The following is a 13,619-nucleotide window of genomic DNA, read 5'->3' on the forward strand; positions in this document are numbered from 1 at the left end:
ATTTCTTAGCTCAAGGCTTTGATTTGTATGATTATTTGGCAATGTTCAAGGTTCTTGAATTAGAGGATTCATATGTAGTGCTGGCTAAGTTCAATCACATCATTTTTGATGGAATGTGCGTAAATACATTTAAACGGGACCTTCAGATTTTGCTTGATGGAGGAACTCTTGACGTTGACGATTCATTCTTAAAGATGGCCGCTTTCCATCGTCAAATTAAATGCACTGAGAAATTTGATGAGGCAAAGGACTTCTTTGATTCCATGTATAGCAATATTGAAAAGGTAAAGGGCTTGCATCCAGATAATCCTTCCAGAGGATATGGACTTAAGACATATGATTTGGAATTTGATTCAAAGGCACTCAAATCATTTTTGGATAATTCAGGACTTAGTGAAAACATATTTTTCACAAGCATCTTTGCCTATGCCCTCTCTAGATTTGAGCGTAGCGAAGATGTATTGTTTTCCATGATAGATAATGGAAGAGGCAGATTCGATGATTATGATGCCATAGGATTGTATGCAAACATCTCTACATTATTGATAAATTGTTCAAATCAAAGCATAGGCTCCTTTTTCGATCATGCATCCGACATGGTCTATGGTGCAATAAAGTATGATTATTATCCTCTTATACTGACTTTTAAGGATTATCCTATTGACGCAACAGTCATTTTCCAATTTATACCTGATTGGATTTCCTATGATGTGATTGATGGAGAAAACAGTGTAGTTTTCTCTTCAGACTTTATGGATGATTTTCTCGAGGAGGTATTGGGCAATATGGATGAATTGCTTGCCGAATTCATTGTTCAAATATTCAAGAACGGCGATAATTACAGCGTATTGATTGTAAATGCAAATAAGTATTCTGACAAAATGGTTGAAGAGTTCAAGGACATTTTGGAATCAATCTTGTCAAATATTGTTCATGAAGAGCTTTCAACAGATTTAAATGATATTTAAAGGTGATTTAGGTTAAAAATGTAATTTAAGAAAAATTAAAATCACAATGATTGGATTTTTATTTAGGATTATTTAATAAAATATTTTTATTGTTAATGATAAACATTTCATTAAGTATGTTAATCATTTTGAACTTTCAATAATTTTAATGTTTTATGGGGAGAATTATGAGCGCTATAATTGAGTTTAAGAATGTAGATAAAGTTTATCAATCAGGGGAACAGATTTTAAAGGCCATGGATAATGTAAATTTCACGATTGAAGAAGGTGAATTTGTTGTTATACTTGGTCCTTCAGGAGCAGGTAAGTCAACACTTCTAAACCTTTTAGGTGGTCTTGATTCAGTTAGTTCAGGTGAAATCATTGTCAATGGCAATCATGTAGAGACATTTAACGACAATGAGCTCACTGAATACAGGGCTAAAAACGTAGGTTTCATTTTCCAGTTCTATAATCTAATCCCTAACTTAACTGCAATAGAAAACATCGAACTGATGAACGATGTGGTGGATGTAAAGATAAATGGCTTGGAGGTTTTGGATTCCGTTGGTCTTAAGGATTGGGCTGATCATTTTCCAGCTCAAATGTCTGGGGGACAGCAGCAAAGGGTTTCCATTGCAAGAGCTATTGCAAAGCAGCCTGCAGTGCTTTTATGTGATGAGCCAACAGGGGCTCTTGACTCAAACACAGGTATTCTGGTTTTGAATCTCCTTCAGGATTTAAGCAAAAATCAAAAGTCCACTGTTGTCATAGTTACTCACAATGCATTGCTGGCAAAAGCTGCAGATAAGGTTATCAGAATTAAAAACGGTCAGGTTGAAAGCATAGAGCTAAATGAATCTCCAATGAAGATCACTGATATAGAATGGTGAATTTTAGTATTATTACGAATGGTGTATATTGATTTGTGGAGATTTGATATTCTTTTAGAATGGTGATTTAATGCTGTACAAAAAGATGTTAAGGGACATTTCGAATTATAAGATTCAATTCATTTCCATATTTTTAATGGCATTTTTAGCAGTATTCATATTTACAGGTGTTAGTTCAGAGGCTATTTCCCTTGAAGAAAACATCAATGCCTATTATAATGAAACAAATTTAGCCGATGCTTGGATTTATGCTACAAACATTGATGATGAGTTTCTAGATATAGTAAGTGATTTGGGTCCAACAACTCAGACCGAGAGGCAATTGGTTTTAAGTTCGATTGCCGATTTCAATACCAATCCCGAGATAAAGCTTCATTTTATAGAGGATAATAAAATATCCAAATTTTATCTGGTGGAAGGAGAGAAATTCGATTTGGATGATGAGGATGGAGTATGGCTGGATAAAAGTTTTGCAGATAACAAATCCCTGGAAATTGGAGACAACATCACATTCAAATTCAATGGAATGGAAGTCGAAAAGGAAATCAAGGGTTTGGTTTATTCACCAGAATATGTCTACAGTCTCCCATACTATGCAGTAAAACCAGTTCATGGAGATTATGGTTTTGCTTATATGTCCTATAAGGCATTTCCAATGGATGATGTTCCATATAATGTTTTAAATGTTAAATTTAAGGGAAATGTAGATGATTTCAAATATTTGTTGGATGATGAATTGGAGGATGGTTATAATTCATTCCTTTTAAGGGAGGATCATTCAAGCGTAAGCGCATATCAGCATATGATAATTCAATTAAGAATGATTGCAAATGCCCTTCCTATAGTCTTCATTTTCATTTCAATGCTGATGCTTGTAACATCAATGAAAAGGATAATCACTCATCAAAGAACTCAAATTGGAATTCTCAAAGCTAATGGATTCAAGAATAGGACTCTTATGATGCATTACATATCATACAGTTTGCTGGTATTGGCAGGTTCCCTTTTAGGTTTGATTTTAGGTCCTATCATAGTGCATAAATTGGCTTATCCTCCATTAGCTAAGCTGTTTATAGTGCCTTACTTTAATTCTGTTGGAATCATGGGCTTTGCATATGTGGTTTTATTAATGGTTATACTTTCAGCCATTGTTTCATATTTCTCAATCAGGAATATTGTCAATGAAGACCCTTCAACAATCATAAGGCCTAAGGCGCCTAAGGCAACAACTTCCTCATTTGTTGAAAGGTTCAGATTCTGGAAACATATGTCCTTCAATTTCCGTTGGAATTATAGGGATGCTAAAAGACATAATTTCAGGGCAATCACTACTATTGTTGGTGTAATGGCTTGTACCATACTTTTAATATATGCATTTGGATTGTATGATGGAATGACCGATTCAGAACATTGGGAATTTGATAAGATTAATCATTTTGAGAATAAATTGGTTGTAGATGAAGAGGCTAATTTATCAGATGTAAATAAAGTGGCAGATATTGTCGATGGAGATAAGATAATGGAGTCTGCCATTGAGATAGAATCGGATTCATCTAAAAAAACGGGGTCATTGCTTGTTTTAAACGGCACTGATTTAATCACTCCTACAGACATTCATCAAAATAGGATAAAGATTAAGGATGATGAAGTTGCAATTTCACAAAAAATGGCTGATCTCTTAGGAGTAGGTGTTGGAGATACTGTCAAATGGCATATTATGGATTCTGATAAATGGGTTGATGTGAAGATTGATAAGATATATGGACACCCATCCTCTCAAGGTTTCATAATGTCAAGCAAAAAATTAGAGGATTTGGATTTAAATTATACTACAACAGGCATCATAACTAAAAAGGATGTTAGAAGGGAGTATGATGGAATCAAATCAATAATCCCCCGTGATGAAATGTTGGACAGTTTGCATGAGCTTAACAGATCACTTTGGATGATGGTCTATGCATTGATGGTCTTTGCAGTTGCCTTGGCAATAATTGTTCTTTACAATTTAGGACTCCTGAGCTTTTTGGAAATGGAACGTGACATTGGAACCCTCAAGGTTTTAGGTTTTAAAACACGTGCGCTAACAAAGTTATTATTGACACAAAGCTTAGCCTTCATTGTCATTGGTGGTTTGATAGGAATTCCTTTAGGTTATTATGTTTTAGATATGGTTTGGAAGTCTTCAAGCGAAAAGACTTTTACCCTACCTTCAATATCTGCGATGAATCTGCTTTGTACATTTGCAATAATATTGGCGGTATCAATTGGAATAAACCTATATTTCTCCTATAAGATCAAGAATTTGGATATGGTTGATGCACTTAAGATTTTGGAATAATTCTTATTCCATTTTTATTTTTTTATTTTTTTTATTTTTCATCTTATTTTTTTAATTCATTTAGCCAAAATCCCCATCACACATCTCTTTATAAAAGCAATATCTACATAAAAATCCTTTTTCTTTTTTGAAGTAGTTTCTATCAATAGTCTCATACAGATTATCAACTACCCCATCCACATAATCAAAGTCACCATCACCAAGATCCTCTTTTGACTGTGACTTGAAGTAATCTGCACCTACAGAACCAAAATTAGCTATTCTATATGCACCTGCACTTGTAAAGTAAATTCCTGCAGAGGAAACACTAAGGTCAGGATACTTGGATTCTAACAACAATTTATACACACATAATTCCAATTTATATTGGCTTATGTTTCTTGGCTTTCCAGTCTTATAATCAAATATAATGAGCTCATCACTCTCTTTATTCTTTATGACTATATCAACGATTCCATTCAAATCATTCTCTTCATCCACAATGTACTCTTCAACACTGAAAATCTCATAACCATTTGAATAGATATCCTTGAAGAATTTCTCCAATCCACGTATATGATCTTCCAGGTTCTCATCATAATCAAGGTTTAAAAATACGTCATCAATCTCGTTTCCATCCATCAATTCTCCAGCTATTTCTTCAGCTATTTCATGGACTTCTGTTCCAAGAAGCATATATTCGTTGGCTTCTTCAGCTATTTCGTCAATGTATCTGTATTTGAATTTACGTGGACATTCAATGAATGTGTTTATTTTGGATTTGGATAAAGTCATTTTTTCAGTCATAATTTCACACCCTCACTATTTACTATTATATTTTATTTAGTAAATTAAATTATCCATAAATATCTAAGAATATTGGGTGATATAATGAATAATCCATTCTGTGTAGAATAAGTAGAACTGAGACTTAATCTACTGAATTAAAGCAGATCTGATCTCATCTTATTTTTTTTTTTTAACTTGACTTGAAATATAATAAAAAGAGTCAAATTCAGTTAAATCAAGTCAAGGCAATTTGCATAAATCAACTCTAATGTTTCACCAAAGGAAACCAAATCATCCATATCTATTCCCTTTATGACCTTATGGTTCCAATTTCTAAACATAACAAGCAATTCTTCACAAAGTTCATGTCCTTTTTCAGTCAGGAACAGCAATTTTTTTGAATTGTGGTTGGGGTCAATCTCTTTGGTTATGAATCCCTTCTTCATTAGGTTTTTAGTTGTTTGGCTGATATTTGCTTCAGTGACATGGAACTTTCTGACAAGGTCGACTTGATTCAGTCCTTCGTTGTTGCAGATTTCCAATAAAATAAGTATTTCAACAGTGTTTATATTATACATTTCAAGGCATTTGTTGAAATTGGATTCATAGCTTTTGATTACAGTAAAAAAATAAATCAAATGTTCAGGTATTTCAATAGTCGGTTCAATCATCTAAACCCCTTCTTTAAATAAAAATATATTTTTAATATAATAAATGCTTTGTTAATATTCATATTAAAAGTTTTCACTAATAAATCAATTAAGTGTTTAATCAATTAAGTGTTTAATAATTAAAGTATTTAATTATCAAAGTGTTCAGTTATTAAAGAAAATATTTATTAATTATCATAAAAAGAACAATTAATTGACTACACCTAGTTAATTATGTTAAAAGATTATTTGATTTTTTTGTCAATCAAATTAAAATGTGGGGGTTTTAATTTAGGTGAAAAAAAGCTCGTTTTGGCACATACGCTACGATTGTAGTCAAACTTTGAATTTATTAGAAAAATTGATCAAATGGGGGAATTTTTTGAAAATTAATAAAAGTTTGTTAATTGTCACTATGATTCTTGCTTCATTGATTATCCTTGGTTCTGCAAGTGCTGCAGATATCGATGATATTGCAGTTGCAGATGAGGAAGTGGAATCAGTTAGTGATAGCTTAGATTATCAAAATGAAGATATATTGACCGATGAAGAGAATCCTATTTCTGTAAGTGCACCGGAAGCAGTTTATGGTGAGGATGCTAGCGTTGAAATCAGCGTAGCAAATACTGAAATATTAAATGGCAATAAGAATGTAGGCCTTTATGTTAACGGAGAATATTTGCAGGATATTGAACTTGACGATGAAGGAAAAGCTACTCACACCTTTGCAGCTAAAAGCTTAGATGCAGGAGATTATAACATTTTAGCAAAAGTCAATGGTGCTGACATATCCAGCTCTTTAACTAAGCTCACAATCTGTAAAGCAACTCCAGTGGTTAGCGTTGAAGATGTAACAGTAACTAGTGGAGAAGTCATAACAATTCCATTCAACATTACCGATGGCAAAGGCAACAACATCACTGCAGATGTTATCGTAAGCATCATAATGGAAGGAAACAGCTTCAGCAAATACATTGCAAACGTCACAGGATCTGTAGCAAGTTTCGACATGTCTTCCATGATGGCTATGTTTGCAGGTTCTGGAAATGATTCCAATGGTACCGGAGGCTTTGACTGGTCTAGTATGTTCGGCGGAGGCAACGGCTCTGGCGGAATGGATTGGGCTAGTATGTTCGGTGGAGGAAACGGCTCTAACGAATCTAGTTTCGACATGTCTGCCATGATGGGAATGATGGGCATGGGAGCTGCACCAAACAGCTTCGCATATGTCTTTGAAGAAGGAGAATACAATATTTCCGTACAAGTATTGCCTAACAGAAACTATAATGCAGCTGTAAACGACACTGCAAAACTCAATGTCCTTCAAGGTGATATAGCAAACATCAATAGGTTAGCTACAACAATCGAGTATAAGGACATGACCACAAAAGCAGTAAATGTGGATGTTGACAACAGAACCGGTGAATACTTTAAGTTTACCTTGAAGGATGCAAGCGGCAAACCTATAGCTAACAGAACTGTGCAAATCGGTTTCAATGGTAAGGTATATGATAGAAAAACTGATGACAATGGTCAAGCAAAACTCCAAATCAACCTCAAGGCAGCAGGTACATACACCTTTGCAGTAGCATTCTTAGGAGATGACGCTTTCAACGGATCATTTGTTGTTGCTAAAATCACAGTTAAAAAACAAACTGCTAAACTTACAACCTCAGATGCATCCTATAAGGCAAGCGCTAAAACAAAAACCCTTAAAGCTACCTTCAAATCAGCAAAAGGAAACCCAATTGCAGGTAAAAAAGTCACCTTTACTGTAAACGGTAAAAAATACACTGCTACAACCGATTCCAAAGGTGTAGCTAAAGTTAAAGTAAGCTTATCCAAAAAAGGAACTTACAACTTCACAGTCAAATATGCTGGTGACAACACTTACGCTGCAGTAACTGCAAAAGGTAAATTGACCATTAAATAGACTTTTTTAAATTGTTTTGAGATTCTCTCTCAAAACAAAATTCTTTTTTTTCATTATTTAAAATGATTTTTTTGGGGGAAACTAATGAAGATTAACAGAATCTTATTAATTTTATCCATGGTTCTGATTATTTCACTTGCCATTTCCACCGCAAGCGCATCGGATGTGGATGATTCAGCAGATGTTGTTGAGATGTCTGATGTTGAAGAAATCGGAACTGTTGATGTGGAAGAAACAATTGCTGATGAAGTGCCTGTTGTTGATGATTCAAGCCTAGATGCACAAGAACCTATAGGTGAATCTGATGAAACAATGGTTTTAAGTGAAGATGATCCATCAGATGAAGAGGAAGTCACCACAAAAACCATAGGAATCTATATTGACAATGAATATGTAACCAACATAAGCATTTCCAACAATGGAAATGTTTCCATGAACATGACTGACATGATGGACCTCTTCACCAAGATGGGACTTGACAACATCAGTTCCATGTTCAACATGTCAAACATAGACATGTCCAATTTCAACATGTCCAACATGAACATTTCAGACATTGCAGGCATGTTCAATATGGTAAATAACAGCAGCAATTTCTATTTCAGCATAGATGGTAAAGTCGGCATAGTGAAATATAATCTGCTGATGAACTTGAATGAAACCGATGAAACCTTTGACTTCAATGTCGCCAGGCCTCAGGCAAGCACTGTATTGACTGTAAAAAATATGACAACCAAGCCTGTGACAGACAAGACTGGCAAATACTTCACTGTTATCTTAAAAGATGCTTTAGGCAATCCTTTAGCCAATAAGGAAGTTCAAATAGCCCTTTGCAATAAGATCTATAAGAAAATCACTGACAGCAAGGGAATTGCCAAATTGCAGATCAATCTTAAGAAGTTAGGCACTTATCCTTGCTACGTATGCTTCTTGGGAGACGAGATGAATAGGGCATCATTTGCAGTGGCTACAATAACCGTCTCAAACAAGTCCGTCAAGGACTCATCATCAAGCGGATCAAGTGGCAATGCTGTGAAATCCAATTTCACTAAAGTCATGAGCATTTATCTTGACAACGAATTATTCACAAACATCAAAATAAGCGGTGATGGAAATTCAATGTTTAATTTAAGTGCAAATGCAAGCGATCTTATGAGACTGTTCAGCAGCCTTGGCCTCAAGGATATGGCAGCTGTCTTCAATATGTCTGACAGCCCTACATTCAACATAAGCAATTTCGACATGTCACAATTTGATTTCAGCAACTTTGACATGTCCAGCTTTGACATGTCCAGCCTAAAGGATTTCATGGCAATGTTCGCCATGATGGGACAATCAAATTCATCCAGAGATTCCAACAGCACATTTGACTTCAAGATAAATGGTGAAGTGGGCATAATCAAATACAACATGTTGCTTTACTTGAATGAGACCGATGATGTCTTTGACTACAGCATATTGCGTCCGCAAGTACAATCAATCATAACCGCTAAGGATTTGACAACCAATGCAGTAAACGTCAAGTTGGATGGAAGAACAGGAGGATACTTCAGCCTTAATCTTAAGGATGCATTAGGCAGTCCTTTGGCAAACAAGGAAGTGCTTATTGGAATAGATAATAAAATCTATAAAAAGAAAACCGATGCACAGGGAAATGCCAAAATACAAATCAATATGGCAAAGGCAGGTTCCCATACTTGTTCTGTCGCTTTCTTAGGTGATGAATTGACTGCAGCGTCATTTGACATATATAAGATCACCATCAAAAAGCAAGCAACAAAGATTGCAAGTGCTAAGAAATCATATAAGGCAAGTATCAAGACCAAGTCATTGACTGCAACATTGAAGAATTCAGCAGGAAAAGCTCTTGCAAACAAGAAGGTCACCTTCAAAGTGAATGGAAAAACATACACAGCAACAACCAATTCCAAAGGGGTCGCTAAAGTTAATGTAAGCCTTTCCAAGAAAGGAACCTATAAGTTCACTGCAAAATTTGCAGGAGACAAAACCTATGCAGCCATTAGCAAATCAGCTAACTTGGTAATAAATTAGATTTAAATTGTTTTGGGTCTTTACTCAAAACATATTATTTTTTTTTTAATTAATTGGTTTTAAATGCCTTATTTTTAATTTTAACTTTTTTTAATAAATTATCATTGCTTTAAATAGCTTATTTTTAATTTTAACTTTTTTTAATTAATTTTCATTGCTCTAAATAATTTACTTTCTACTTTTCAAAATCAATCAATAAGATTTATAAACCCCTATTGCAATACTACTATTAGAGTAAAGGGAGGAACTAAATATGAATTGTCCATTCTGTGGCGAATATGTAAGTAATGGAGACTTGATCTGCCCACATTGTGGAGCGGATTTAAGCTCCTACTACGATGAGTACGAAGGTGAATTTGACGAAGAAATCCAGGACGACAATGACATATGGTTAATATGAAATCTAAAGAAGAACTTAAAATCATTTTAGATGATTTTATACAATACAAAGACTATTTTGAAAATCCTCCAGAGGAAGCTTATTTGGTGGATGATTGGGATTATAGTGAGTGTAAAGAAGCTAGAGAAATAGAACATCTCTTATACAAATATGATGTTCTTGACACTAAATACTATCCTAAAATAGAAGTGATGAAAAGAAAATATCATAAAAGTGAAGCTGTAGACTTTTCTAGAGAAAAATTAAGTCTTGAAGAGGTTTTTGCAGTATTGATTTGGCTTCATAGAGAAGAACGTCACTGTGGGGGATGCTTTTTACGAGCTATTGAAAACAGAACATTCTACAATCTGCTTTCAAGACTGGAAGAAATAAGAAATGAATTATGATTTTTTAAAAACCTTTATAAACTCCATCAACAATACTACTATTAAAGTAAAGGGAGGAATTATATGAAATGTCCATTTTGTGGAGGAAATGTAAACAATGGGGACATGACCTGCCCTCATTGCGGAGCGGATCTAAGATCCTTTGATGACGAATGCCCCTTTTGCGGTGCACTTGTAGATAGTTCTGAATTTCTTTGCCCTAATTGTGGGGTTAATATATATGAGTATTGGTATGGTGAACGCTAATGGATAGGAAAGACATAATCATCATAATTCTCTCACTCATAATAATAGCGTTTCTAGCTATTGGTGCCTATAATCAAGCTAGAGAAGAGCAGATAATATACCACACTGTAAACATAACAGACACATTTTCACTGGATGTTCCAATATCTGACAATGTGACAAAGACACAAGTGAGTCCGCATATGCATATTGTGAATGATTCCCAAAACAATATTGAAATCACATCATTCAATATGGGAAATGAGTCTACAATGGACCTGATAGGAGACGGTTCCCAATATATATACACACAGGAAGCCTATAAGCTGGGTGCTGAGCAGATTAGCTTGTCCAACCATACTGTATGGTACAATAGCAAGGACAGCAATTACATTGCATTCTTCTCTCCAGAGAACACAAATGACAATGTGATCATTGTATGCAAGGACAATGAAACAATGTCTCGCATGATTAGCACAGTCAGATATTGACTGTTTCACTATTTTTTTTTTAATGTTATAACATTTTTCACTTTTTTATAATTTTATAATATCGGACTATTTTATGAAGTGGAAACACTTTTTTAACTATTTATTATATCGGACTATTTTATGAAGTGGAAACACTTTTTTTCATTTTTTTTATAATTTTATAATTTTATTAAAATATTGTATGGACTTGAAATATCAAAATAAGATTATAAAATTAGAATTAGATTAAACTAACTAATTTAAATACCAGTTTCAACAAATTAAGATTAAACAATAATTTGTTGGAGGTGTTAAGGCAGTATTTCATATTTATGATTGCATTTTCAAGAATATCTTTGACACCTATCCTCAAGGGATATTGGACATTGTCAATGATGTGATTGCAGAAAACTTTCCAGAGCTGATTATGGACTTTTATCCAAAGGCATTTTGGAACACTTTTCCCCAAGAGATTCTTAATGCATGTCCTGATGATTTAATGAAAAGCGATTTATTCAGATTCAATTTCAAGCAGAAACTGGAAACTGAATTTTTCACAAAAGATGGAAAAAGATTTATTCCGGACTGTCCCTTTGACACTTTCGAGGATTTGGTCATTGGCCTTGAGTTCCAGTCATCAAGATTGGATTATAAAAGAAAAACAGTGTTTTACGAATATCAGGCCAATTTGCATTTTAAGCATAAGAAAGATGTGAGGATGGTTGTTTTCAGCACTGTTCACACTAAGCACAAACTTTTCAGACATAGGGTGGGTCCCTGTGAAGAGTTTACTATGCTTATCATATCGTTAAAGGCTTTAAATCAAAAACAAACTTTAAATAATAGTTTATATAAAATAAGAAACAAGTTTAGGTTGTCAGATAAGGAAAAGGCTTTGTTTTTAGCTAGTCCGATGATGGATTCAAAGAATAAGGCTGAAGCCATAAATGTGCTTTTGAATAATTTTTATGGAATAAAGGATATCTCTCATGAGGAATATGAGGATATGATCAAGATTGTATTGATTTATGCCAATAAATGGTGTTATAAGGAAGTTGAAAATAGTTATGGAGGTTCTGATATGGTTGTTTTGACTCCTGGCGCTCAAAAGCTTTATGAAAGATTAGTGAATGAAGGTATTGAGCAGGGTATTGAGCAGGGTATTGAGCAAGGTATTGATATCATTGCTGTTAATATGATTAAGGAAGGTTTTTCATTGGAAGACACTTCTAGAGCCACAGGTTTGCCTAAAGCCAAGATTGCCCAGTTATGCAAATCTAAATAATTCTTTTTTAAATTTTTTCTTTTTTTACTTTTATATCATTGCAAACTTTTTTTAAAGAGCATTGGATTCAAAATGCTTAGATTTAATCCCTTTTGAAAAATTTTGATTAGAACATTACTTTCCACATGCTCTTGTTTTTTATTTATAAGCAATTAAATCCAACATTAATTTACATATGGTTAACTTTTATTTAAAATGGGTTAATTTATTTAGGAGGCTTTCTATGAGAAGAATAGATGAATTAACTTCAGAAATCAATGAAGCCACTTTACAGCTTCAAAGCATTAAGGATCAAATGAGCAAGCAATTCAAGGAAATCTGGAAACTTCAATGTAATAAGGACATGGGAAAGGAGTACGATAAGGAAAGATATGATGATTTGATGTACAATCATAAGCTGCTTCAAATGAAAAGAAGACAGCTGATCACACATATAAATTACTTGAATAAAGAGTTCTTTGAAGTGTTGATGTAGATTACCTATTGGATTTAATTAAGAAAAAATATTAATATTAATTAAATTAAATATTTTCTTAATTAAAATCAATAATTTAACTTAAAAATATTATTTAATTAATCATTATTTCAATTATTTCATATCAAATTCCAGGGCCATAAAATGAATGATTTTTACAAGATAGCAAATGAGATTCTACAGATTCCAGAGGAAAACCTGTCATGGGAAGAGAGGTTAAATGAATTAGTCAAATTCAGAGCATATCTTAAAGAGGATTATGATTCATACAATGATGATTATCTCTCATTTTTAGAAAAAATAGGAAGCGAAAATGACTTGGAGGAAAAATACATTCTGGAATATGACTTCAAGAAGGAAGTTTTAAGCAAGGACTATGATTTGGATGGATTGAATTATCTTCTTGTAAATATTCTATTCAAATACAAATTGGCTATTGAAGACTATAATGAGTATGTGAATCTGCTTAAGGAAAAGCATGATGTAGAGCTTAAGGCAGATTGGGAGAAAATACTTTCGGAAAAAGATTTGGATTTGCTTGAAGCCTTAAGCTTATTGACATTTTTACAAAGATCTGATTATTGGGATTATGAGCATATGCCACTTTCCTATGCTATTTTTGATGGAACTGTAGATAATATTCTAGAATCAATAGAAGGCCATATTGATGAAGAGAATATTGAATTTTTAAATATTTTTGTAAAATAACTTTTTTTATTTTAATTTTTCAATCACATTATAATTTTATTAAATAACTTATTTTTACAATCTAATTATTAAATTATCTTTATTTTGAA

The 13,619-nt window shown here is 33.5% G+C and carries 14 protein-coding genes; 12 read left to right on the forward strand and 2 right to left on the reverse strand.

What is annotated here, in order from left to right:
* The 3 genes from ACKI67_RS00990 to ACKI67_RS01000 all read left to right on the forward strand — a co-directional run.
* On the forward strand, positions 1 to 968 hold a 968-nt coding region (locus ACKI67_RS00990; protein ID WP_407461521.1), incomplete at its 5' end, for a condensation domain-containing protein.
* 167 nt (positions 969 to 1,135) lie between these two features.
* The gene (locus ACKI67_RS00995; protein ID WP_407461522.1) at positions 1,136 to 1,840 is read left to right on the forward strand and encodes an ABC transporter ATP-binding protein; all 705 of its coding nucleotides are present in this window, start codon (positions 1,136 to 1,138) and stop codon (positions 1,838 to 1,840) included.
* A gap of 70 nt (positions 1,841 to 1,910) precedes the next feature.
* Entirely contained in the window at positions 1,911 to 4,178 is a 2,268-nt protein-coding gene (locus ACKI67_RS01000; protein ID WP_407461523.1) for an ABC transporter permease, read from the forward strand.
* A 60-nt stretch (positions 4,179 to 4,238) separates the two neighbouring features.
* Here the strand turns inward: ACKI67_RS01000 and ACKI67_RS01005 are convergent, their stop codons facing one another.
* Together ACKI67_RS01005 and ACKI67_RS01010 are read right to left on the reverse strand one after the other, a co-directional pair.
* The gene (locus ACKI67_RS01005; protein WP_407461525.1) at positions 4,239 to 4,964 is read right to left on the reverse strand and encodes a RecB family exonuclease; all 726 of its coding nucleotides are present in this window, start codon (positions 4,962 to 4,964) and stop codon (positions 4,239 to 4,241) included.
* A gap of 212 nt (positions 4,965 to 5,176) precedes the next feature.
* Positions 5,177 to 5,617, reverse strand: coding sequence for a MarR family winged helix-turn-helix transcriptional regulator (locus ACKI67_RS01010; RefSeq protein WP_407461526.1), 441 nt, complete (start codon positions 5,615 to 5,617; stop codon positions 5,177 to 5,179).
* Positions 5,618 to 5,978: 361 nt separating this feature from the next.
* Between ACKI67_RS01010 and ACKI67_RS01015 the strand changes: the two genes are divergently transcribed.
* From ACKI67_RS01015 to ACKI67_RS01055, 9 genes are all read left to right on the forward strand, one after another.
* Positions 5,979 to 7,529 carry an Ig-like domain repeat protein gene (locus tag ACKI67_RS01015; RefSeq protein WP_407461527.1) on the forward strand — a complete coding sequence of 517 codons (1,551 nt, stop codon included), beginning with the start codon at positions 5,979 to 5,981 and terminating at the stop codon, positions 7,527 to 7,529.
* An 84-nt stretch (positions 7,530 to 7,613) separates the two neighbouring features.
* Complete coding sequence (locus tag ACKI67_RS01020) at positions 7,614 to 9,581, forward strand: Ig-like domain-containing protein (RefSeq protein ID WP_407461528.1); 1,968 nt, start codon at positions 7,614 to 7,616, stop codon at positions 9,579 to 9,581.
* 253 nt (positions 9,582 to 9,834) lie between these two features.
* Complete coding sequence (locus tag ACKI67_RS01025) at positions 9,835 to 9,981, forward strand: zinc ribbon domain-containing protein (protein WP_407461529.1); 147 nt, start codon at positions 9,835 to 9,837, stop codon at positions 9,979 to 9,981.
* Complete coding sequence (locus tag ACKI67_RS01030; RefSeq protein WP_407461530.1) at positions 9,978 to 10,367, forward strand: DUF6508 domain-containing protein; 390 nt, start codon at positions 9,978 to 9,980, stop codon at positions 10,365 to 10,367. The genes ACKI67_RS01025 and ACKI67_RS01030 overlap by 4 nt, the downstream gene beginning before the upstream one ends.
* Before the next feature lie 63 nt (positions 10,368 to 10,430).
* The gene (locus ACKI67_RS01035) at positions 10,431 to 10,613 is read left to right on the forward strand and encodes a double zinc ribbon domain-containing protein (protein ID WP_407461532.1); all 183 of its coding nucleotides are present in this window, start codon (positions 10,431 to 10,433) and stop codon (positions 10,611 to 10,613) included.
* Complete coding sequence (locus ACKI67_RS01040) at positions 10,613 to 11,083, forward strand: hypothetical protein (protein WP_407461533.1); 471 nt, start codon at positions 10,613 to 10,615, stop codon at positions 11,081 to 11,083. Before ACKI67_RS01035 ends, ACKI67_RS01040 begins: the two co-directional genes overlap by 1 nt.
* A 358-nt stretch (positions 11,084 to 11,441) precedes the next feature.
* Positions 11,442 to 12,347 carry a hypothetical protein gene (locus ACKI67_RS01045; protein WP_407461535.1) on the forward strand — a complete coding sequence of 302 codons (906 nt, stop codon included), beginning with the start codon at positions 11,442 to 11,444 and terminating at the stop codon, positions 12,345 to 12,347.
* A gap of 223 nt (positions 12,348 to 12,570) precedes the next feature.
* Positions 12,571 to 12,822, forward strand: a complete 252-nt coding sequence (locus tag ACKI67_RS01050; RefSeq protein WP_407461536.1) for a hypothetical protein — start codon at positions 12,571 to 12,573, stop codon at positions 12,820 to 12,822.
* A 144-nt stretch (positions 12,823 to 12,966) separates the two neighbouring features.
* Positions 12,967 to 13,530 carry a hypothetical protein gene (locus ACKI67_RS01055; protein ID WP_407461537.1) on the forward strand — a complete coding sequence of 188 codons (564 nt, stop codon included), beginning with the start codon at positions 12,967 to 12,969 and terminating at the stop codon, positions 13,528 to 13,530.
* Positions 13,531 to 13,619: the final 89 nt, after the last annotated feature.

It is taken from the genome of Methanobrevibacter sp. (genome assembly GCF_045577275.1).
Lineage (GTDB): Archaea > Methanobacteriota > Methanobacteria > Methanobacteriales > Methanobacteriaceae > Methanobrevibacter.